Here is a 21,296-nt window from a genome sequence, read left to right on the forward strand (position 1 = left end):
ACGACTTTCTACTACAAAACGTTTGGAGCACTCGGCCACTGGCCGATGGGGAACCTCATGACGCAAGCCAATAACGCCGTGTACACCGATCTGAGTGTTGATGATCTGGTTAAAGAAGCCCTGAATCGCGGTGAAGGCGAGCTTGCCGATACCGGCGCGCTGGTTGTTCGCACCGGTCACCGTACCGGCCGCTCGCCAGTCGACCGTTTCATCGTTGACGAGCCGACCACTCAGGCTGCTATTGCCTGGGGCCCGATCAACCGCAAGTTCCCGGCCGACAAGTTCGATGCCCTGTGGGACCGCGTCGAGGCGTTCAACAACGCGCAAGAGCATTTCGTTTCCCACGTGCATGTAGGCGCGGCTGCCGATCACTACCTGGCCGTGAAAATGACCACCCAGACTGCCTGGCAGAACCTGTTCGGTCGTTGCCTGTTCATCAACCCGGCCGAGTACAACCCGGCTGGCCGTGATGAGTGGCAGGTGCTCAACGTCGCCAACTTCGAATGCGTTCCTGAGCGTGACGGCACCAACTCCGACGGTTGCGTTATCATCAACTTCGCACAGAAGAAAGTGCTGATCGCTGGTATGCGTTACGCCGGTGAAATGAAGAAAGCCATGTTCTCCGTGCAGAACTTCCTGCTGCCGGCTTCCGACGTGCTGCCGATGCACTGCGCGGCCAACATCGGCGAAGCAGGCGACGTGACCCTGTTCTTCGGTCTGTCCGGCACCGGTAAAACCACTCTGTCGGCTGACGAAAGCCGTTACCTGATCGGTGACGACGAACACGGCTGGGGCGAAGGCGTTGTCTTCAACATCGAAGGCGGCTGCTACGCCAAGTGCATCGACTTGTCCGAGAAGAACGAGCCGGTCATCTGGAAAGCCATCAAGCACGGCGCAGTCCTGGAAAACGTCGTTATCGACGATGCAAAGCACGCCGACTACGCTGACGTCAGCCTGACCCAGAACAGCCGCGCAGCCTATCCGCTGGAGCACGTTGCCAAGCGTTCCGAGCAGAACCTCGGTGGCGAGCCAAACGCTGTGATCTTCCTGACCTGCGACCTGACCGGCGTGCTGCCGCCAGTGTCGATCCTCAGCGAAGAACAAGCGGCCTACCACTTCCTGTCCGGCTACACCGCACTGGTGGGCTCGACCGAAATGGGTTCCGGCAGCGGCATCAAGTCGACCTTCTCCACCTGCTTCGGCGCACCGTTCTTCCCGCGTCCGGCTGGCGAATACGCAGAGCTGCTGATCAAGCGCATCCGTGGCTTCGGCTCCAAGGTTTACCTGGTTAACACTGGCTGGACCGGCGGCGGCTACGGCGTTGGCAAGCGCTTCAACATCCCGACTACCCGTGGCGTGATCGCAGCGATCCAGAGCGGTGCGTTGATCGGTGCTGAAACCGAACACCTCGACACCATCAACCTCGACGTGCCATTGGTTGTACCGGGCGTTGAGACTGGCCTGTTGAACCCACGTAACACCTGGGCTGACAAGGCTGCTTACGATGAAGCCGCTAAAGCACTGGCTGGATTGTTTGTCGAGAACTTCAAGAAGTTTGAAGTGAGCGACGCGATCAAGGCTGCCGGTCCTAAGTTGTAAGTGTTGGTTTGATGTAATGAAAAAGCCGCCCTTTGAGGGCGGCTTTTTTGTGGGCGTTCGGTTTTCAGCAATGACCCTACAACTGCCAATATTCCAGCTGAAAGCGCGTCAAACGACCAGAAGAATGGCACTTATAGGGTTGGCTAGATGCCTTCCAGTTTCTCCGTGCCCCACCGTTGTGTCTTGATAGTTTGGTAGAGCATGCCAATGGTCAGTGGGAGCTTGTCGCCACGACCCTTCGCGCGACGCTTGAGGGAAACGTCAAAGCCGTCCGGCTGAAAATAGCGATAGGCGTCGTAGTCCACCAAATCGACCCCGAACTGCTCTTCCAGCGCTTCCATCAAATGCTGCGCATCGGCACCGTCGCAACCCAGGTCGAAATTGATCGAGGTGGTCAGGCTGATGGTTTTGCGTTCGGGCAGACCGAGTTCTTCATGCAGCAGCTGCATGAGCAGGTGCATGGTGTGGTCGTCGGGGAAGTTGGGGGCGAGGTTCATTGCTCAGGTGTCTGGTTGGGCTTACGCGGATCTTATTGGGGGGCTGGCTTTGGGGGAAGGGTGGATCTGCTCTTCCCTTCGACTAAGACATTGGAATGATCCCGGTTTTCTTTTGCTTGCCCTTGTAGCGCACCAATATGAAATTCGCGGGAGGGCCGACGCGCACCTCTTAAGATGTCATCCATCTGCTGCACGCTTTCCAGTAAATCATCGAACAATGTGCTCATGGTTTTCCTGTATTTGATCGTTCCCACGCTCCGCGTGGGAACGATACTCACGCAGGCATCAGGCTGGTGCTTTCCAGCCCATCATGCGTTGCTGGGCGACTTGCATCAGGTCGAAGCCGTCCTGGGTCAGCAGGTAAAGTGCGTGGGTAATGTGGGGGATGTCTTCGACGTCACCGTGTTTGAAGCAAATGCAGTGCAGGGTTTTAAGCAGGTCGCTGGATGCGCGGATGCGCTGCATGGCAGCTTCGAGGATGTCCTGGGGGTTGGCCTCTGTGTCGATGATCAGGGGCGGGGTATCGGTGAGGTTGGTTTGCAGGGGGCGGTAGCGATCAAAAAGAGGATTTAACGTTGTCACTGATGAACACCTATATGTAATGGGTAATGTGAGCTCTCTTTGTCGGGTGACCAAGCCCGAGTCGCTGATTTTGCAGCGACGGTCACGACTATAGGTCGAGCCACCAACCAGCGATAGACGACAAAGAGTCCAGACCTGTAGGAACCGGCCGAACCTCGGCTAGTCCCTTTCTATAGGAATTTTCCGCGACACAATTTCTCTCGTTTTCTCGATCCGGCGCCCCTCACTTCAACGAATATGCCGATACGAGTCCACATCCGCCAAGCCAGTGTTCAACCCGGTCGCCGGCGCGTAGATCGTGCCCCGCACCGCCGAGAACTTCACCCCGTTACTGCCCAGCGAAACATACCGCTCGCCCTGGTCCAGTTCGGTGAAGTAGGTGTACGAGTACTTTTCCATGGCTTTGTATTTTGCGGCGTCGCGGGTCATGGTGTTGTGATGGTTTTGCAGGTCGGCCGGGGTCAGGTTGAGGGTTTTGTTCAGCGGTACGCCCCAGCGCTTCAAGCACACTTCGGCAAAGTGGCGGACGATCAGGCCAGGCTCGGCCAGGGTTTTGGGGCCGCTGACACCATCGGCTGAGGCATTGCCGACCAGCGTGCCATGGCGGCCGGGCAGGGGGTAAATGTGGGTTCGGGTGCCGGTGGCCGTTTGCGGGATGACACAGCTGAAGCCTTTGGAGCGCTCGTCGCGGGCGTAGAAGCCGACATACTCCTTTACATTGGCATTGAGTTTTACTCTGTCTTCCTGAAAGTTACTGATGCCGGGTACGGGATCAATCGCAAAGATACTGACGGGAATGTTTTTTAATGCCGCATCTTTAAACATGGCGTTGGCCAGCATATGGCAACTTATGCCTCCACGGCTCCAACCGACCAAATTAACTTTGGTGGGGATAATGCCGTCTTTGCGGAAGGTCTTGATGATTTGTTCCTGTAATTTTTGTTGGGTCACGCTGCGTTCGCCATAATTATATTTACGCCATAGCCAGGAACCTTCGACTTTCACATCTTCAATCGGAATACCGGCAGCTTTGAGGCGGTTGTATTCGGTCTCGGTCAATTGTTCCCGCTGCCAGTCACATTTGCCTTTGATGACATTGACGGCGTGTTTGACGTTCTCCTCCCAGCCTTTTCCGAACAAGGTGCCGCTGAGGCCGTAGTCTTTGGACTGGGTGAACAGTTCATCCGCTTGCAGGTTACTGGTGCCGGGGCCATCGATCACGATCCATTCGGCAAACTCTCGCCCACCGTGCAGGGAAGCCAGGGTCGAAACCAGTTCGCCGTTCCAGTAAGTTGGATTTTTACTGTCAAATTTAGTCGAGCCGGTTCCGCAAAAGAAAATAGTTAAAGTGGTCATTGTTGTGCTCTTGTTTGATTAAAGAGCGGGCAGATTAGTGTCGGTAGTTTAAATATTGAAAGTGATGGATTGTTTCTATGTTTGTGAGGGTGGTGTTCTTTGTCTGGCAATATCGAGAAGTTCACAGCCGTCCTGCGTTAATAAATACAGCGCATTTACTATGTTGGGGATATCTTTTACATCCGCCTGTTTGAAGCACAGGCAATAAAGCGTTTCGAGCAAGTCACTGGCCGCGCGCAAGCGTTGTTGCGCGGCGTCAAGGATCGCGCCGGTACTGGCAGCGGTATCAATGACCAACACGGGAGTTTCGCTGTAACTGGTTTTGAGTGGGCGATAGCGATCTTGCATGAGGTCCGTCCTGTTTTCAGCGGCGCGGCAAACTATAGGGGCCTGCATCGAAGCCTCGCAATACCGCGCAAATGGACAGGGTTTGTAGGGGATTTACTGCTGTTGTCGCCTTTTGCCTACGTGCGGCCCGAGGTTTTTTTCAGCAATACCCTTGGGAGGCGAATTTCCTACGGGATCGTCAGGCACAGCGCTTCAAACCTCGGAAGAGGTTGCTTCAGAATCTGTAGGACGTTTCGAAAACGACTGTGCGCTTACGGGGAATCAGCCCGGCTTAAGCTGTGTGGGCGAGCAAGAGCCGGGACACTTGACCCGCAGTTGTCAGGAAGTTCGCCAAGCCTGTTGGGTCGAACACTCCAGGGTGTCGCACGTAGCGAGTAACGGTGGCTCCGTCAGTGGTCCATCGCAGGCACTCAGCAGCAGGGACGTCAGGATCAGCGCAACGGCAACAATCGATTTTTGGAGCATGGTCATTCCTTGTTCAAATGCCGCGCCCATCAGGCGTCCTGCCGTGATGTGAAGTGCGCGGACGGTTGTTTTGCGAGAAAGACCTTACCGTCAGACTGAACGGCACTGCGAGGAACAAAGTGTTTCGTTTGTTTCATTCTGTGGCCAAGCCCCATAGGGCGACGCTGTATCATCCCGTATCGTTTTGGTCCCGACCTTTTCTCGACTCGCTGCGTTTGCCGGCTAGGCTTTGGGCTTCGCAGCGGTCAACGGAGTGACAGCTTATGCACAACACCCTGGAACAGGTTTTCGGTTATCCACAGTTTCGACCCGGCCAGGAGGCGGCAGTCAGCGCGGTGTTGGCCGGGCGCTCGGCAGCGGCGATTTTTCCCACCGGTTCAGGCAAGTCTCTTTGCTATCAGCTGCCGGCCCTGTTGCTGCCGCACCTCACGCTGGTGGTTTCTCCGTTGCTGGCGTTGATGCAGGATCAACTGGCGTTCCTGCAACGCCATGGCATTGCGGCGGGCAGTATCGATTCGGCGCAGAGTCGCGATGATGCCAGCGATGTGATGGCTCGGGCCAAGTCCGGTGAGTTGAAGATCTTGATGATTTCCGTGGAGCGTCTGAAGAACGAGCGCTTCCGCAACTTCCTGCAGCAAGTCCCCATCTCGCTGCTGGTGGTGGACGAGGCGCACTGCATCTCGGAGTGGGGCCACAACTTTCGCCCCGATTACCTCAAGCTGCCCGACTACCAGCGTCAGTTCAATATCCCGCAGGCACTGCTGCTGACCGCGACTGCGACGCCCAAGGTGATCGCCGACATGCAGGCCAAATTCGCCATCGCCCCGGAAGACGTGGTGACCACGGGTTTCTACCGGCCAAACCTCAATTTGTTGGTCGAGCCCGTTCGCGGTCAGGACAAACGCCGACGTCTGGTCGAATGGATGAGCGAACGCCCCAATCAGCCAAGCATCGTCTACGTCACCCTGCAAAAAACCGCTGAACACATCGCCGAACACTTAGGGCGCAACGGTATTCAAGCGGAGGCCTATCACGCCGGTTTACCTCACGATCAACGTGAAGGCATACAGAAGCGGTTCATGGCCGGACAGTCCAATTGCATTGTCGCCACCATCGCGTTTGGCATGGGCATCGATAAAAGCGACATCCGCAACGTGGTGCATTTCGACCTGCCCAAATCCATTGAAAACTACAGCCAGGAAATCGGCCGCGCCGGGCGTGACGGGCAGCCATCCGACTGCCTGGTATTGGCCAACCGCGACAGCCTCAACGTGTTGGAAAACTTTGTCTACGGCGACACACCTGAGCAGGACGGGATCCGCTGTGTGCTCGATGAAATGCTCGCCGCCGCGCCTGAGGGGCAGTGGGAGTTCTTGTTGGGGCCGTTAGCCGATCAAAGCAACATTCGCCAGTTGCCACTCAAGACCTTGCTGGTTCAACTGGAGCTTCGCGGCTTGATCGCCCCGCGTTACGCCTACTACGCCGAATACCGGTTCAAGTATTTGCAAGAGCCGGAGGCCTTGCTTGCGCGGTTCGAGGGTGAGCGCAAGGAATTCGTCGCCGCGATCATCCAGACCTCCAGCCGCGCACGAACCTGGGCCACGGTGAATTTCGATGCGCTGTACGAGCAGCATCAGGCCGAGCGCAATCGGGTGGTCAAGGCGCTGGATTATTTCCAGGAGAAGGGTTGGGTCGAGCTTGAGAGCAAGCAGATGACCGAGGTGTACAGCTTGCTGCAAACGAGTTTTGACAGTCAGGCCTTGAGTGCCGAACTGCACGCTTATTTCACACAACATGAGCGTACCGAGATCGCGCGGATTCACGCCATGTTGGATCTGTTCGCCACTGACCGCTGCCTGGGCTACCGCCTGGCCGAGTATTTCGGCGACGAAAATGCGCCTCGGCAATGTGGGCATTGCTCGGTGTGTCACGGGCATGTGGCGCGGTTGCCTGCGCCGCCTGAATTGCCGACGCTTGTGGATAAAAATTTTGAAGCGCTGTGCGCTGACTTTATCCACAGGCATGAGCAACACACTGGCAACGTTCCATCTGCTGAACGGGTGACGCGTTTCCTGTGCGGGATCAGCGTGCCGCTGTTTACCAAGATGAAGGCGCGGGCTGTTTCAGGGTTCGCGGCGCTGGAAAACTATCCGTATGCCCAAGTGCGGGAATGGGCAGAACAACATCTCTCGGGCTGAACCGCTCCCACAGGAATTTGCGGTGATCTTGCGGCCACATCCATCCGCTGAATGTTGCTCATCACAGGAATAAATTTCAAAAAACTACGATGGCTGACTATGGTGGGGGCTGTCTTTGGATCGCCAACAAGAGAGCAAATCATGAGCCAGACGCCATTCAATATTCAGCGCGCCGCCGTCATCGGGGCGGGCACCATGGGCCGTGGCATTGTCATGTGCCTGGCCAACGCCGGGGTGCCGGTGCAGTGGGTGGATAACAATCCGCAGATGCTTGAACAGGCGCTGGCCACGGTGGCCGAAACCAACGCACATAATGTGCGACAAGGGCGTATCGATCAGGCTGAGGCCGATGCGCGTACTGCGCGAGTGACCGCAGCGGCGGATTACGCAGCGATCCGCGAGGTCGATCTGGTGATCGAAGCGGTATACGAAAACCTCGAACTGAAACAGAAAATCTTCCGCGAGCTGGACGGCCTGCTCAAACCCGAAGCGATTCTGGCCAGTAACACGTCGGCGCTGGATATCGACGCCATCGCCGCCGCCACTCGCCGTCCGCAGCAAGTGCTGGGCCTGCACTTCTTCAGTCCGGCCCACATCATGAAACTGCTGGAGGTGGTCCGTGGCGCCCAGACTGCGCCGGCGGTGCTTGATGCAGCGCTGGCACTGGGCAAGCGCATGGGCAAGGTGAGCGTGGTGGCGGGCAACTGCGACGGTTTTATCGGCAACCGCATGCTCAATACCTACGTGCTCGAAGCGCGCAAGATGCTGCTGGAGGGCGCTTATCCCTATCAGGTGGATGCCGCGCTGCAAGGTTTCGGTTTCGCCATGGGGCCGTTCCGTATGTACGACGTGGTGGGCGTCGACCTCGGGTGGCGCGCTCGGGAACTGTCGGGCACAGGGCAGGATGCACCGGAGGTTCAAGTGGATAACCGGCTCTGCGAGCTCGGGCGTTTCGGTCAGAAGAGTGGCAACGGTTATTACCACTACGAGCCCGGCAGCCGTCAGGCGGAGCACGATGTGGACGTCGATGCGCTGGTGCTGCAGGTCAGCGAAGGATTGGGCTTCCAGCGTCGTGAGATCAGCGTTGAGGAGGTTCTTGAGCGTTGCTTGCTGGCACTGGTCAACGAAGGGGCGAAGATCCTTCAGGAAGGCATTGCGCAGTCCGCTCACGATATCGATCTGGTGTACCTCAACGGCTACGGCTTCCCGGCGGCCAAGGGCGGGCCAATGGCCTGGGCGGATCAGCAAGGCCTGGCAGACATCCACCAGCGCTTGATGACCCTGGAAACCCGGCAGGGCGACCACTGGAAACCGGCACGCCTGATCGGCGAGTTGGCTGCGATGGGTAAAGGCTTTGCAGACCGGTAGACTTCAGCCACTTCCAGACGAGAGCTGCGCATGAACCAACGCACCGACTACCCACACTTCCAGCCCATCACCACGCGTTGGCACGACAACGATGCTTACGGTCACGTCAACAACGTCACCTACTACAGCTTCTTCGACACGGCGGTGAACACTTACTTGATCGAAGTGGGTGGCCTGGATATCCATGACGGCGAAGTGGTGGGTTTTGTCGTGAGTTCGGCGTGCGATTACTTTGCGTCCATCGCCTTTCCGGACCGGATCGAGATCGGCCTACGGGTCGGCAAGCTCGGCAACAGTTCAGTGCAATACGAATTGGCGGTGTTCAAGCACGGGGACGACGATGCCTGCGCGGCCGGGCGCTTTGTGCATGTGTTTGTCGATCGTGCTTCGAATCAGCCGGTACCGATTCCTGCCGGGTTGCGTGGGGCGCTGGAACGCCTGGTGGTATAAACCAGGCAAAAAAAATCGCAGCCCAAGGGCTGCGATTTTTTTATGTACCGGTCAACGAGGCGATTGAAGCCTTAGTCGCGGTAATACTTGTGATGCTTGCGATGCCCGTAGGCATGACCGCGGCCAGGGTGGCGGTCACGGTAGTAGCGACGATCATCGCCATGGCCACGATAGGAGCGATGATCATCGTCGTCATCATTGCTCTTGTTGCCCATGTAGTTACCCAGCGCGCCACCGGCGCCGCCGCCTGCTGCGGAGCCGATCAGGCTGCCGGTGGTGCCGCCCATGCTGCGGCCGACCACGTTACCGCCTGCTGCGCCCAGAGCACCACCGATGGCGGCTTCGCCGCGGCTGTGTTTGTTTGCGCCAACTGCGCTACCACCCGCGCCGCCCAGGGCCGCGCCGATGGTGGAACCTGTATTGCCGCCCAGCGATTGACCGACGACCGAGCCAAGAACCCCGCCCAATGCGCCGCCCACACCTGCTTCGGTGGTGCCGCCAGCAGAAGCAAGGCCACTGAACAAGCCAAGGGACAACAAGAGAATCGAGGAGAACTTCATGGAGGAACCTCAAGGGGATGACGGCGCGATCCTGAGGCTGTGTCAGGGTGGTGACAATCGAAATCCGACGAGTAACACGACTTCAGCACATTTCTATAAGTTACTGTTTTTTAGACGGAACTTAACTGTTTTTCGCCGGTCTTTAGTTACTTCGGATAGGCCGTTTCTTTATAGAAACGGCCTTTTTTGTGGGCGATGGGAAAGTGGTTGATCCGAGAAATTCGCCAAATGACCTATCGCCATCGCGAGCAGGCTCGCTCCTACAGGGATCTTGTATTCAACACAGATCCATTGTGGGAGCGAGCCTGCTCGCGATGGGGCCAGATCAGACGCTGCGTTAAGCCGATTTGGCCAATATCAACCCAGTCTCACTCGCCATTTCCAACCGGATCGCCACAAACTTCGACGTCGGCGTATGGCTGCCATCCCCGATGCTTTCCAGCGGCACCAGCGGATTCACTTCCGGATAGTAAGCCGCCGCTTGCCCCGCCGGAATATCAAACGCCAACAGCGTGAAGCCCTTCACGCGGCGCTCACGCCCGTCATCCCAGATCGAAACAATGTCGGCCTTCTGCCCCGGTTTGAAACCCAGGCGAATGATGTCGGCTTCGTTCACAAACAACACATCGCGCTGGCCTTTCACCCCGCGGTAACGGTCATCAAGACCATAAATCGTGGTGTTGTACTGATCATGGGAACGCATCGACTGCATGATCAGATCGGGCAGCACGCCCGTCGCGCGGGTGCGTTCGTGCACCAGGTCTTTGGGCAAGACGTTCGCACGGAAATTCGCACGGCCCGACGCAGTATTCCACTTACGCGAACCGGCGCTGTTGCCGAGGTAGAAACCGCCCGGATTCTTGACCTTTTCGTTGAAGTCCCGGAAGCCCGGGATCGTGTCGGCAATCAGATCGCGGATGCGGTCGTAATCGGCCACCAGCCAGTTCCAGTCCACTGGTTTGCTGCCCAGCGTGGCGGCGGCGATGCCGGCAATGATCGACGGCTCCGAGCGCATCTGGTTCGACAGCGCCTGCAGCTGGCCGTTGGAGGCGTGGACCATGCTGAACGAGTCTTCCACGGTCACCGCTTGCGGGCCTTCGGTCTGGATATCGATGTCGGTACGGCCCAGGCACGGCAGGATCAACGCGTCTTTACCGTGAGCCAAATGGCTGCGGTTGAGCTTGGTGCTGATCTGCACGGTCAGGTCGCAATTGCTCAACGCCTGGAAAGTGCGCGAGCTGTCCGGCGTGGCTTGGGCGAAGTTGCCACCCAGGCCGATGAACACTTTGGAGCGACCGTCGGCCATGGCATGGATCGCTTCGACCACGTTGTGGCCATTGTCACGCGGCACCTTGAACTGGAAACGGCGCTCCAGCGAATCGAGGAACGCCACCGGCGGACGCTCGTTGATGCCCATGGTCCGGTCGCCCTGCACGTTACTGTGGCCACGCACCGGGCACAGACCGGCACCCGGTCGGCCGATGTTGCCGCGCAGCAGCATCAGGTTGGCGATTTCCTGGATGGTCGCCACCGAATGGCGGTGCTGGGTAATCCCCATCGCCCAGCACATGATGACGTTCTTGGCCTTGACGTACATGCGTGCCGCTTGCTCGATCTCCACCAGGGTCAGGCCGGACTGCTCGACGATCTGTTCCCACGGCGTATCGTCGACGGCGGCCAGGTAATCCAGCACGTTGGCGCTGTGTTCGTTGAGGAAGTCGTGGTCGAACACCGCAGGCTCATCGGCCTTCTGCGCATCGCGTTCCCATTGCAGCAGGAACTTCGCCATGCCACGCATGATCGCCATGTCGCCGCCCAATGCCGGACGGAAGTACGCGGTGTTGGTCGGCTTGTCGCCGTTGGTGAGCATTTCGATCGGGTGTTGCGGGTGCTGGAAGCGTTCCAGGCCACGCTCTTTCAGCGGGTTGATACACACCACCTGCGCGCCGCGTTTCACCGCCTCGCGCAGTGGTTCGAGCATCCGCGGGTGGTTGGTGCCGGGGTTCTGGCCCCAGACGAAAATCGCGTCCGCATGTTCGAAGTCGTCAAAGGTCACGGTGCCTTTGCCAACGCCAACGCTCTGTGCCAATGCCACACCGCTGGCCTCGTGGCACATGTTCGAGCAGTCGGGGAAGTTGTTGGTGCCGTAAGTGCGCACGAACAATTGATAGAGGTACGCCGCTTCGTTGCTGGCGCGGCCCGAGGTGTAGAACTCGGCCTGGTTGGGGCTCGACAGGCCTTGCAAATGTTTGGCGATCAAGGCGAACGCGGCTTCCCAGCTGATCGGCTTGTAGCGATCGGTTTCGGCGTCGTAGCACATCGGCTCGGTCAAACGGCCCTGGTACTCGAGCCAGTAATCACTTTGCTCCAGCAACGAGCTGACGCTGTGCCGGGCGAAAAACGCACCATCGACACGGCGCTTGGTCGCTTCCCAGTTCACCGCTTTGGCGCCGTTCTCGCAGAACGCCACCATGCCGGCTTCCTTGGAGTCGCCCCAGGCGCAACCCGGGCAGTCGAACCCACCGTTCTTGTTGGTCTTGAGCATCATGCGCAGGTTTTTCAGCGCGTTGTCGCTGGTCAACCAGGCCCGGGCAACGCTGGCCAGCGCGCCCCAACCACCGGCCGGACCTTTGTAAGGCTTGTAACGAGGAACAGGTGTCTGGTCGGCTTGACGGTGTTGACTCACGCTTGATTCTCCAAAGCCGGGCTGTAGACCCGCGGCGCATTCTTCTGGGGCAGATGGATGAGGTTGAGGTTGTGACGTCGGGCCCATTGCACGGCAAGGCCCGTGGGCGACGACAGGCTGACGAGGGTCTGGATGCCTGCACGCAACACTTTCTGGATCAATTCGAGGCTGCAACGGCTGGTGACAATCGCCAGGCCGCCGGTGGTCGGGATCTTCTGGCGGATCAGCCCGCCAATCAGCTTGTCGAGGGCGTTATGGCGGCCGATGTCTTCGCGGCCCAGCAGCAACTCGCCCTGACCGTTCATGAACACCGCCGCATGCACCGCACCGCAGTGCTGACCGAGCGGCTGGAATGCGCCGATGCGCTGGCGCAGGCCATCGAGCCATTCGGCGGGCGGCAGTGGCGCGCCCGGCAATACCTTGAGGTCGGGCAATGCCTGTTCAACCGCTTCCACGCCACACAGCCCGCAACCGCTGGTGCCGGCCAGTTGCCGACGTTGCTGCTTGAGGTTCCAGAAGGCGCGATTGGCGATGGTCACTTGCGCGTATTGCGCCGACCCCGAGCCGCTGAGTTGCAGGTCATAGATGTCGGTGGCGTCTTCGATGATGCCGCTGCCCAGGCTGAAACCGACGATGAAGTCTTCAAGGTCAGTCGGCGTCACCAGCATCACCGCCTGGCTGATGCCGTTGTAGGCGATCGCCAACGCCACTTCCTCGGCGAGCGCGGTGCTGGCCGATTCGGTGTATTGGAGGTCGCTATAGCTGTAGGTCTGGCTTGCGTCTGGCGCGGGCGTTTCAAGGGCTGGCGCCGCGCAGGAAGGGCGCTTGGCGTTCATGGCATCACCGACGGATTGGTCAGGCTTAAGCCTAGGCGCGTCAATAGGTCGCGTCTAATCGCTATTACTGATCTGCCGATAGATGACGTCGATCAAGAGTCTGTCGGTGATTTCTGATAGATCGCGAAACAGGCCTCCGCCAAGGCCGAACGCGGTGCGCTTCGACGCATGATCAGCCCCAGCCGGGCGAGGGTCTGGGCTTTTTCGATGGGTTGCAGACGCAAATGATCGGTGAGGTTTTCCAGGCCTCCGTCCAACGGCATCACCGCGCAGCAGAGGCCGCCGTGCACCGCTTGTAACAATTGATGGACGGCGTCGGTTTGCAACAGGGGTTGGGGCGTCAGGCCGCGGCTGTGGAAGTTGTGGTCAATGGACTGACGAAAGTGCATGCCGCTGGTGAGCATGCCCAAGGGCAACTCGATCAGCGATTCCCATGTCAGCGGCGCTTCGCCGAAACTGAAGAAACGATGATCGTAGAGCAGGCCCATGCGGGTTTCGCTGAAGGCCAGCGAGTCGAAACGCTCGCCGTCCAGGCGTTCCAGGTAGGACACGCCGAGGTCGAGGCGGTTGTTCGCCAGTTGTTCGAGGATTTGCTCGGAGCTTAGGGCCGAGAGTTCGAAACGCAGGTTCGGGTGTTCGGCATGCAGGCGTTGCATCAAGGGCAGTGGGTCGAAACTCGACAGCGGCACCACGCCCAACCGCAGCGTACCGACCAGATTGCCGCGACACGCCGCGGCTTCAGCCTGCAAACCGTCGTAAGCAGCCAGCACCGTGCGCGCCCACGCCAGCACCCGTTCACCCGGTGCCGTGAAACCTTCAAAGCGCTGGCCGCGATTGACCAGTGGCAAATCAAGTTCTTCTTCGAGGCTGCGCAGGCGCATGGACAGGGTCGGCTGGGTGATGTGGCAGCGCGCAGCGGCTTGACCGAAGTGCCGGGTTTCGTCGAGGGCGATGAGGAATTTCAGCTGCTTGATGTCCATCTTCGCTCCAGGGCGCGGTGAGGGAGGGGATTCTAGCGCTTGCGCCGGATCAACGTCATTGGTCGGGTTGGAACCGGGGATTACAAGCTTGGTCTAGGCTTTTGCGTCTGGAACCCAAAACCCAAGGAGAGTGCACCATGAGTCTTTTGAGCTTTGTGAAAGAAGCAGGCGAAAAACTGCTCGATTTGCTGACCCCCGGCAATGCCAATGCCAGCGAACAGTTGAAGGAACACATCAGCAAGGTCGGCCTGGGTAACCCGAATGTGCAGGCCACGGTGGATGGCGACAAAGTGACCGTGACCGGGGAAGTCGGCAGCCAGGAGGAGAAGGAAAAGATTCTGTTGGCGGTGGGCAATATTGCCGGCGTGGGCAGTGTGGATGATCAGATCACAGTGACCGGGCCGGTGGCGGTGGCCGCGAGATTCGTCGTTGTTGAGAAGGGCGATACTTTAAGTGCGATTTCGTTACGCGTTTACCATGACGCCAACAAGTATCAAAAAATCTTTGAGGCCAACAAGCCAATGCTCAAGGATGTGAACAAGATCTATCCGGGACAAACCTTGCGGATTCCTGAGTAATCCCTGTGGCGAGGGAGCTTGCTCCCGCTGGGGCGCGAAGCGCCCCCAAAGTCTTTGCGACTGCTCCGCAGCCGAGCGGGAGCAAGCACCCTCGCCACAATGACCGCATCTTGAATCAAAGCCCGGCAATCAGCTCCCGATAATCCCCCACCGCCGCAAACTCCGCCGTGTCCTTGGGCCCTTTGCGACTGTCCGGCTCACTCACCGCCAACAGATGCGCTACGCCAAAAGCGCGCGCACTGCGCAGGATCGGCAACGTATCGTCGATAAACAGACTGCGCGCCGGATCAAAGCCGATATCGGCCTGCAACGCGTCCCAGAATTGCGGATTCTCCTTGGGAAAACCGTAATCATGCGAGCTGATCAAACGCTCGAAATACGGCGCCAGTTCAATCCTTTCCAGCTTCAATGACAGCGAATCGCGGTGCGCATTGGTGATCATCACCACCCGCTTGCCGGCCTGTTTGATCGCCGCCAGAAACGTATCCGCATCCGGGCGCAAGGCGATCAAGTGCGCGGTTTCCAGCTTCAGTTCGCGCACCGGCAGTTTCAATTCGGCGCTCCAGAAATCCAGGCAGTACCACTGCAACTGGCCGGCATTGCGTTCGAACAGCGGCTGCAACTCCATCTCGGCCATGGCCCGGCTCACCCCGTGCAACTCGGCGTAACGCTGTGGCAAGTGCTCCATCCAGAAATGGTTGTCGTAATGCAGGTCCAGCAGCGTGCCGTCCATGTCCAGCAGAACGGTGTCGATGTCGCGCCAGGGCAGCAGGGACATAAAAAACTTCTCCAGCGGTAAAAGAGATATCCGAGGTCAACAATCAGGATAGGCCGGGTATAGTAACGCGTTCACGCCCAGGAGCTTTTCATGCGCCAGAAACCCACCGTACTCGCCCGCGAGATCGTCGCCACCAGCCGTCTGTTCTGTGTCGAGGAGCTGAAACTACGCTTTTCCAATGGCGTGGAGCGCACCTACGAGCGTCTGGTCGGCAAAGGCGCAGGCTACGGCGCGGTGATGATCGTGGCCATGCTCGATGCCGATCACGCGGTGTTGGTCGAGGAATACTGCGGCGGCACCGATGAATATGAACTGTCCTTGCCTAAAGGCCTGATCGAGCCGGGTGAAGACGTGCTGGCGGCGGCCGAGCGTGAGCTCAAGGAAGAAGCCGGGTATGGCGCGCGGCAATTGGAGCATCTGACCGAGTTGTCGTTGTCGCCCGGTTACATGAGCCAGAAAATCCAGGTGGTGCTGGCCACCGATCTGTATGAAGAAAGCCTTGAGGGCGACGAGCCCGAGCCGATGGGCGTGGAAAGGATCAACTTGCGTGAGCTGTCTGCGCTGGCACAGAACCCGCGTTTCACCGAAGGCCGTGCCTTGGCGGCGCTGTACCTGGCCCGTGATCTGCTGACCCAGCGCGGGGTGTATCTGCCATGAATTTTCCACATCCATTGATGGCGCCGGTGGTTGAACTGGCGTTGAAGGCTGGCGATGCGATTTTGCCGTTCTGGCGCACCGGCACGGCGGTGACGGCCAAGGCTGACGATTCGCCGGTGACCGCTGCCGATCTGGCGGCTCACCATTTGATTCTGGCCGGGTTGACCGCGCTGGACCCCAGCATCCCGGTGCTGTCCGAAGAGGACGCCAACATTCCGCAAAGCGTGCGCGCCGGGTGGCAGCGCTGGTGGCTTGTGGACCCGTTGGACGGGACCAAGGAATTCATTTCCGGCAGTGAAGAATTCACCGTCAACATCGCGCTGATTGAGCAGGGACGGGTGGTATTTGGCGTGGTGTCGATGCCGACCAACGGGCGTTTCTACGTCGGTGGTGCCGGTTTGGGCGCCTGGCGTGGCGACAAGGGCAGCTCGCCATTGCCGATCCAGGTCCGCGAAGTGCCTGCGGCGGGGGAAGCGTTTACGGTGGTTGCCAGTCGTCGACATTCGAGCCCGGAGCAGGAGCGCTTGCTGGCCGGGTTGAGCGATAGCCTGGGTGAGTTGCAGTTGGCCAACATCGGCAGTTCGTTGAAGTTCTGTCTGTTGGCGGAAGGGGCGGCGGATTGTTATCCGCGTCTGGCACCGACTTCGCAGTGGGACACGGCCGCGGCGCAAGGCGTGCTGGAAGGCGCGGGCGGCGAAGTGCTGGATTTGAGCGGTGCGCCGTTTTGCTATCCGGCGCGGGAGTCGTTGTTGAATGAATTCTTTTTGGCGCTGCCGGCGAAGGCTGCGTGGCGCGAAAAATTGCTGGAACTGGCCCGTTCCTGACCGCGGGTAGAGGGCTCTGCCCAGCAATCTGCCAACTATGCAAAACCCCTGTGGGAGCGAGCCTGCTCGCGAAGGCGGTGTATCAGACAACACTAATGTCGGCTGACACGCCCTCTTCGCGAGCAGGCTCGCTCCCACATGTTTTTGTGCTGGCCTCTACTCAGCGGTGGAGGACGTACTGCCCGGTAAACCGCACCGCATCCTCATCACTGTCGACATTCACAATCCTGGAATGCAGCGTCAACCGCGCCCGCCCATAACGCTGATACATCGCCAGAAACTTCTTCCAAACCGCCGCACTCGGTGCCCGGCAAATCGCCGTCGCGTCCATGGTCACCGGCAGTGGATAGCTGATCTGCCCTTCGTGAATCACGATGTGCCCGTCTTCAATCCCTTCTTCACGCAAGCGCAAATGCAGCCAGCCCCAGCCCGCCAGCACCGCGCCGCAATACAGGCTGCCGCCAAACATGGTGCTTTTGTGGTTGACGTTGGCTTCCAGCGGCAAGTACAGGCGCAGTTGCTGGTCGTGCCAGTCGAGCACTTTGACGCCCATCGCCTGCGTCAGTGGGATGTCGTGATGGAGAATGGATTCCAGGTGACGACTGTCGCGGCTCATGCACGGACCTCTTGTTTGAAAGTGATGAATTAACGGACGCTCAATCGAGATCGTCGCTCGTACCGCTGGCGCTACCCGCGAAGTTCAGCCCATGTTTGCGCAGCTTGTCGTGCAAGGTTTTGCGCGGGATGCCCAGCGCTTCGGCGAGGCTGCGCACGGAGCTGTGAGAGCGCGCCAGTTCGGCGGCGATCAGGCTCTTTTCAAAGTTTTCCACTTGCTCGCTCAAGCCGCCGCTGACCCCTTCAACTGGCACGCTGCTTGCGCCATCCGACGTGTTGTTGTCCAGCGCCAGCTCCAGGCCCAAGGCAAAGCGTTCGGCGGCGTTTTGCAGTTCACGCACGTTGCCCGGCCAGGTGTGGCGCAGCAACAGGGCGCGTTGCCCCGGTTGCAATTCGTGGGGCGGTAAACCGTGGCGGGCGCTGGCTTCGTCGGCGAAGTGCTGGAACAACATCAACGCGTCTTCGCCGCGTTCGCGCAGCGGCGGAATGCGCAAGGGCGCGACGTTCAGGCGGTAATACAAGTCAGCGCGGAAGCGCCCTTGATCGGCGGACTGGCGCAGGTCTTCCTTGGTCGCGGCGATGATGCGGATGTCCAGCGGGATCAACTGATTGCCGCCCAAGCGCTCGACGACGCGTTCTTGCAGCAAGCGCAGCAATTTCACCTGCACATCCAGGCTCATGCTTTCGATTTCATCGAGAAACAGCGTGCCGCCATTGGCGAACTCGAACTTGCCGATGCGACGTTTTTGCGCGCCGGTGAACGCGCCGGGCTCGTGGCCGAACAGCTCGCTTTCCACCACCGACTCGGCCAGTGCGCCGGCGTTGATCGCCACGAACGGGCCATTCCGACGGTTCGACAAATCGTGCAGCGCACGGGCCACGACTTCTTTGCCCGCGCCGGTTTCACCGAGGATCAACACGTCAGCCTTGGTCGCGGCCAGTGCGCCAATCTGCTCGCGCAGGCGCAGCATCGGCGCCGATTGCCCAACCAGGCGGGTGCTCAGTTCGTTGCGATCACTCAAGGCCAGACGCAGGCTGCGGTTATCCAGCACCAACCGGCGCAAGGCCAGCGCACGGCGCACGCTGTCGAGCAGGGCATCGCTGGCGAAGGGTTTTTCGAGGAAGTCATAAGCCCCGGCGCGCATGGCTTGTACCGCCAGCGGCACATCGCCGTGGCCGGTGATCAACAGCACCGGCAGCTCCGGGTCCTGGGCATGCAGTTCGGTCAGCAATTCGAGACCGTCCATGCCCGGCATCCGAATGTCGCTGACCACCACGCCCGGCCAGTCGCGCTCCAGTTGCGCGGCCAGGCCTTTGGCTTCGGCCAGCGGCAGGATTTTCAGGCCGGCCAGGTCCAGGGTCTGACTCAAGGCCTGACGCAAATGGGGATCGTCGTCGATCAACACGACCTGAATGCGATTGTCGATGGTCATGCACTTCGGTCCTCGGACGGTTGCAGGCTCACGCCCGGTGCGCCAGCGCGCAGCTTCAGGGTAATCAGGGCGCCACCTTCCTTGTGGTTGGCGAACGACAGTTCACCTCCGAAGGCACGCATCAGGGTTTCGCAAATCGCCAGCCCCAGTCCAAGCCCTTGTGTGCGGGTCTTGGTGGTGTAGAAGGGCTCGCTCGCACGCCCCAAGGCTTCCATGCAAAAGCCGGGGCCGTTATCGCGAATGTACAAAGTGACGCCGTCTGCGGTGGATTGGGCACTCAACCAGAGTTTACGCGGCGGACCTTTTTCGGTCAGCGCATCGAGGGCGTTGGCCAACAGGTTGCCGAGCACCTGACGCAGACGGGTTTCCCCGGCCTCGACCCACAGCGTGGCGGCGGGCAAATCGCGGATCAATTCGACTTCCATGCTGCGTCGACGCTTGGCCAGCAACGCCAACGCGTCATCCAGCGCCGGTTGCAGGGCCACGCTTTCCGGCGCGTGACGATCACGGCGGGCGAAGGCGCGCAGGTGAGCGATGATCGAGGCCATGCGCCCGGTCAATTCGCTGATCAATTTGAGGTTGCCACGCGCATCGTCGGTGCGTTGATGATCGAGCAGCACCTCGGCATTTTCCGCATAGCTGCGAATCGCCGCCAGCGGTTGATTGAGTTCGTGGCTGATGCTCGCCGACATCGTGCCGAGTGCCGACAATTTGCCGGCCTGGACCAGATCATCCTGGGCGCGAACCAGCTCTTGCTGGGCATGCTCGCGCTCCAGCACTTCCTGTTTCAATCGGCGGTTGAGGCCTTCAAGGTCGCTGGTGCGCTCGGCGACCCGACCTTCGAGTTCACGCCGGGCCTTGGCTTCGAAGGCGATCCGTTCGAGGTAATGGCGTCGGCGCTGCATCATCAGCCCGAGCAACAGCATTACCACCAACAGCGTTGCGCCACCAATGGCGACCACCGTGCGCACCGGGCGATCGATCAGGGTGCGTGGGGCAAGGATGCTGACGTTCCAGCCGGTTTCGGCGATTTGCCGGGTCTGCGTCAGCCAGGCATTGGGATTGAGTTTCAGCGGCTTCGGATCGCGGGTCGGATACGGCTGGATCGCAGAAATGGCCTGGTTTTCTTCATCGCTCAACGGGCGGGTCGAGCGAAAGCGCCACTCCGGTCGCGAGGTGAGAATGACCACGCCGTTGTGGTCAGTCAGAAGAAGTTGTTCCGGGGTTTTGCCCCAGAGGCTTTCGGTGTGGTCCAGGTCGACCTTGACCACCAGCACGCCGATGACTTTTTCGCCATCGCGTACCGCGGCGGCGAAGAAGTAGCCGCGTTTGGCCGAGGTCGTGCCCAGGCCGAAAAACCGTCCGAGCCGCCCGGCCATAGCTTCACTGAAATAAGGCCGGAAGGAAAAATTACGCCCGACGAAGCTGTCATGTTTGTCCCAATTGGACGCCGCCAGTGTCTTGCCACGGGTGTCCATCAGGTACATGACTTCGGCACCCGTTTGGGTGCTGATGTTTTTCAGCAAGCGGTTGGCGTTGCCTTGGGTGACGCTATCGTCTGGCGCACCGAGTACGGCGCGCAGGGCCGGCAGGTCGCCGAGGATCTGCGGCAAGACTTCATAACGGTGCAACGTGCCCAGCAGGTTGGCGACGTACAGGTCGAGGGTCTGACGGTTCTGTCCGGCCAGTTCGCTGCGGTAGTAGCGCTCGGCCAAATGCTCCAGCGGCCACAGCAGCGGCGCCAGGCACAGCGCCAGCAGGGCGAGGCTGCGCCAGCGGGGTCTGCGAGGGAGGGTCGGAGTCATGAGCATCGAGCGCCTGAGGGTACAGGCGCATTATGCCTAGGCTTGATGGCGCAGTCTGCGCACCTTGGCCAAGTCGTGGTGGCGACGAAGATGCAGGCAGGGTTTCAGGAAAAGACTTCAGCGTCCTTGAAGAATGCGGCTGCCTGGTCTTTTCCGGACAGTTGCGGTGCGTCTTCCAGTTGCCAATCGATGGCCAGGTCCGGGTCGTCCCAGCGAATGCTGCGCTCGGCGGAGGGGGTGTAGTAGTCGGTGGTTTTGTAGAGGAATTCGGCGAACTCGCTCAGCACCACGAAACCGTGGGCGAAACCTTCCGGGACCCAGAGTTGGCGATGGTTGTCGGCCGACAGACGCACCGCTACCCATTTGCCGAAATGGGGTGAGCTACGACGAATATCCACCGCCACATCCAGCACTTCACCGGCCGTCACGCGGACCAGTTTGCCTTGGGTGTTTTCCAACTGGTAATGCAGGCCGCGCAGTACACCTTTTTGCGAACGGGAATGGTTGTCCTGGACAAACTGTGTGTCCAGCCCCGTCGCTTCTTCGAAGGCCTTGGCATTGAAACTCTCATAGAAGAAGCCGCGTTCGTCACCAAAAACCTTGGGTTCGATGATCAGAACACCGGGTAGGTCGGTGGTGACAACATTCATGGTGCTTCTCCGGTAATAGGCGTTGATGGCG

The 21,296-nt window shown here is 59.5% G+C and carries 21 protein-coding genes and 1 pseudogene; 7 read left to right on the forward strand and 15 right to left on the reverse strand.

Going from position 1 to position 21,296, the window contains the following annotated elements; translation table 11 throughout:
• Positions 1-57: 57 nt before the first annotated feature.
• Positions 58-1,599: a phosphoenolpyruvate carboxykinase gene (locus tag ACWKV5_RS08325; protein ID WP_483840909.1), complete on the forward strand. Its 1,542-nt coding sequence runs from the start codon at positions 58-60 to the stop codon at positions 1,597-1,599.
• 143 nt (positions 1,600-1,742) lie between these two features.
• On the opposite strand, the gene ACWKV5_RS08330 is transcribed toward ACWKV5_RS08325, so the two are convergent.
• From ACWKV5_RS08330 to ACWKV5_RS08355, 6 genes and pseudogenes are all read right to left on the reverse strand, one after another.
• A complete protein-coding gene (locus ACWKV5_RS08330) occupies positions 1,743-2,096 on the reverse strand; it encodes a DUF1493 family protein (protein WP_483840910.1) in 354 nt (117 codons plus the stop codon).
• A 122-nt stretch (positions 2,097-2,218) separates the two neighbouring features.
• Positions 2,219-2,323: pseudogene (locus tag ACWKV5_RS08335) on the reverse strand (transcriptional regulator); the annotation flags it as partial.
• A gap of 58 nt (positions 2,324-2,381) precedes the next feature.
• Positions 2,382-2,678 (reverse strand): hypothetical protein, encoded by a 297-nt coding sequence (locus ACWKV5_RS08340; RefSeq protein WP_483840911.1) that lies wholly within the window; start codon positions 2,676-2,678, stop codon positions 2,382-2,384.
• A gap of 228 nt (positions 2,679-2,906) precedes the next feature.
• Positions 2,907-4,034 (reverse strand): hypothetical protein, encoded by a 1,128-nt coding sequence (locus ACWKV5_RS08345; RefSeq protein ID WP_483840912.1) that lies wholly within the window; start codon positions 4,032-4,034, stop codon positions 2,907-2,909.
• Positions 4,035-4,109: 75 nt separating this feature from the next.
• Positions 4,110-4,382 carry a hypothetical protein gene (locus ACWKV5_RS08350; RefSeq protein WP_483840913.1) on the reverse strand — a complete coding sequence of 91 codons (273 nt, stop codon included), beginning with the start codon at positions 4,380-4,382 and terminating at the stop codon, positions 4,110-4,112.
• Between the two features lie 318 nt (positions 4,383-4,700).
• The gene (locus ACWKV5_RS08355) at positions 4,701-4,847 is read right to left on the reverse strand and encodes a hypothetical protein (protein WP_483840914.1); all 147 of its coding nucleotides are present in this window, start codon (positions 4,845-4,847) and stop codon (positions 4,701-4,703) included.
• 263 nt (positions 4,848-5,110) lie between these two features.
• On the opposite strand from ACWKV5_RS08355, the gene ACWKV5_RS08360 reads away from it, so the two are divergent.
• The 3 genes from ACWKV5_RS08360 (at position 5,111) to ACWKV5_RS08370 (ending at position 8,863) form a co-directional block, all read left to right on the forward strand.
• Positions 5,111-7,045 (forward strand): RecQ family ATP-dependent DNA helicase, encoded by a 1,935-nt coding sequence (locus tag ACWKV5_RS08360; protein ID WP_483840915.1) that lies wholly within the window; start codon positions 5,111-5,113, stop codon positions 7,043-7,045.
• A gap of 141 nt (positions 7,046-7,186) precedes the next feature.
• A complete protein-coding gene (locus tag ACWKV5_RS08365; protein WP_483840916.1) occupies positions 7,187-8,413 on the forward strand; it encodes a 3-hydroxyacyl-CoA dehydrogenase in 1,227 nt (408 codons plus the stop codon).
• Between the two features lie 30 nt (positions 8,414-8,443).
• Positions 8,444-8,863: an acyl-CoA thioesterase gene (locus ACWKV5_RS08370; RefSeq protein WP_483840917.1), complete on the forward strand. Its 420-nt coding sequence runs from the start codon at positions 8,444-8,446 to the stop codon at positions 8,861-8,863.
• 71 nt (positions 8,864-8,934) lie between these two features.
• Here the strand turns inward: ACWKV5_RS08370 and ACWKV5_RS08375 are convergent, their stop codons facing one another.
• From ACWKV5_RS08375 to ACWKV5_RS08390, 4 genes are all read right to left on the reverse strand, one after another.
• Entirely contained in the window at positions 8,935-9,423 is a 489-nt protein-coding gene (locus ACWKV5_RS08375) for a glycine zipper domain-containing protein (RefSeq protein ID WP_483840918.1), read from the reverse strand.
• A gap of 337 nt (positions 9,424-9,760) precedes the next feature.
• Entirely contained in the window at positions 9,761-12,109 is a 2,349-nt protein-coding gene (locus ACWKV5_RS08380) for an FdhF/YdeP family oxidoreductase (protein ID WP_483840919.1), read from the reverse strand.
• Positions 12,106-12,945: a formate dehydrogenase accessory sulfurtransferase FdhD gene (gene fdhD, locus ACWKV5_RS08385; RefSeq protein WP_027922220.1), complete on the reverse strand. Its 840-nt coding sequence runs from the start codon at positions 12,943-12,945 to the stop codon at positions 12,106-12,108. The genes ACWKV5_RS08380 and fdhD overlap by 4 nt, the downstream gene beginning before the upstream one ends.
• Before the next feature lie 92 nt (positions 12,946-13,037).
• Positions 13,038-13,925, reverse strand: coding sequence for a LysR family transcriptional regulator (locus ACWKV5_RS08390; protein WP_123435391.1), 888 nt, complete (start codon positions 13,923-13,925; stop codon positions 13,038-13,040).
• 137 nt (positions 13,926-14,062) lie between these two features.
• Between ACWKV5_RS08390 and lysM the strand changes: the two genes are divergently transcribed.
• Positions 14,063-14,503, forward strand: coding sequence for a peptidoglycan-binding protein LysM (lysM, locus tag ACWKV5_RS08395; protein WP_027922218.1), 441 nt, complete (start codon positions 14,063-14,065; stop codon positions 14,501-14,503).
• Positions 14,504-14,618: 115 nt separating this feature from the next.
• On the opposite strand, the gene yrfG is transcribed toward lysM, so the two are convergent.
• Positions 14,619-15,281, reverse strand: a complete 663-nt coding sequence (gene yrfG, locus ACWKV5_RS08400) for a GMP/IMP nucleotidase (RefSeq protein WP_483840920.1) — start codon at positions 15,279-15,281, stop codon at positions 14,619-14,621.
• 90 nt (positions 15,282-15,371) lie between these two features.
• On the opposite strand from yrfG, the gene nudE reads away from it, so the two are divergent.
• Both nudE and cysQ read left to right on the forward strand, forming a co-directional pair.
• Complete coding sequence (gene nudE, locus ACWKV5_RS08405) at positions 15,372-15,938, forward strand: ADP compounds hydrolase NudE (protein WP_483840921.1); 567 nt, start codon at positions 15,372-15,374, stop codon at positions 15,936-15,938.
• Complete coding sequence (cysQ, locus tag ACWKV5_RS08410) at positions 15,935-16,762, forward strand: 3'(2'),5'-bisphosphate nucleotidase CysQ (protein WP_483840922.1); 828 nt, start codon at positions 15,935-15,937, stop codon at positions 16,760-16,762. The genes nudE and cysQ overlap by 4 nt, the downstream gene beginning before the upstream one ends.
• Before the next feature lie 160 nt (positions 16,763-16,922).
• Here cysQ and ACWKV5_RS08415 read toward each other — a convergent pair whose 3' ends face one another.
• The 4 genes from ACWKV5_RS08415 to rfbC form a co-directional block, all read right to left on the reverse strand.
• Entirely contained in the window at positions 16,923-17,378 is a 456-nt protein-coding gene (locus ACWKV5_RS08415) for a thioesterase domain-containing protein (protein ID WP_483840923.1), read from the reverse strand.
• Between the two features lie 40 nt (positions 17,379-17,418).
• Positions 17,419-18,810, reverse strand: coding sequence for a sigma-54-dependent transcriptional regulator (locus ACWKV5_RS08420; protein WP_483840924.1), 1,392 nt, complete (start codon positions 18,808-18,810; stop codon positions 17,419-17,421).
• Positions 18,807-20,615 (reverse strand): sensor histidine kinase, encoded by a 1,809-nt coding sequence (locus tag ACWKV5_RS08425; protein ID WP_123435584.1) that lies wholly within the window; start codon positions 20,613-20,615, stop codon positions 18,807-18,809. Before ACWKV5_RS08425 ends, ACWKV5_RS08420 begins: the two co-directional genes overlap by 4 nt.
• Positions 20,616-20,719: 104 nt before the next feature.
• The gene (gene rfbC, locus ACWKV5_RS08430) at positions 20,720-21,265 is read right to left on the reverse strand and encodes a dTDP-4-dehydrorhamnose 3,5-epimerase (protein ID WP_483840925.1); all 546 of its coding nucleotides are present in this window, start codon (positions 21,263-21,265) and stop codon (positions 20,720-20,722) included.
• Between the last annotated feature and the right edge of the window lie 31 nt (positions 21,266-21,296).

The organism is Pseudomonas oplopanacis (assembly GCF_057128725.1).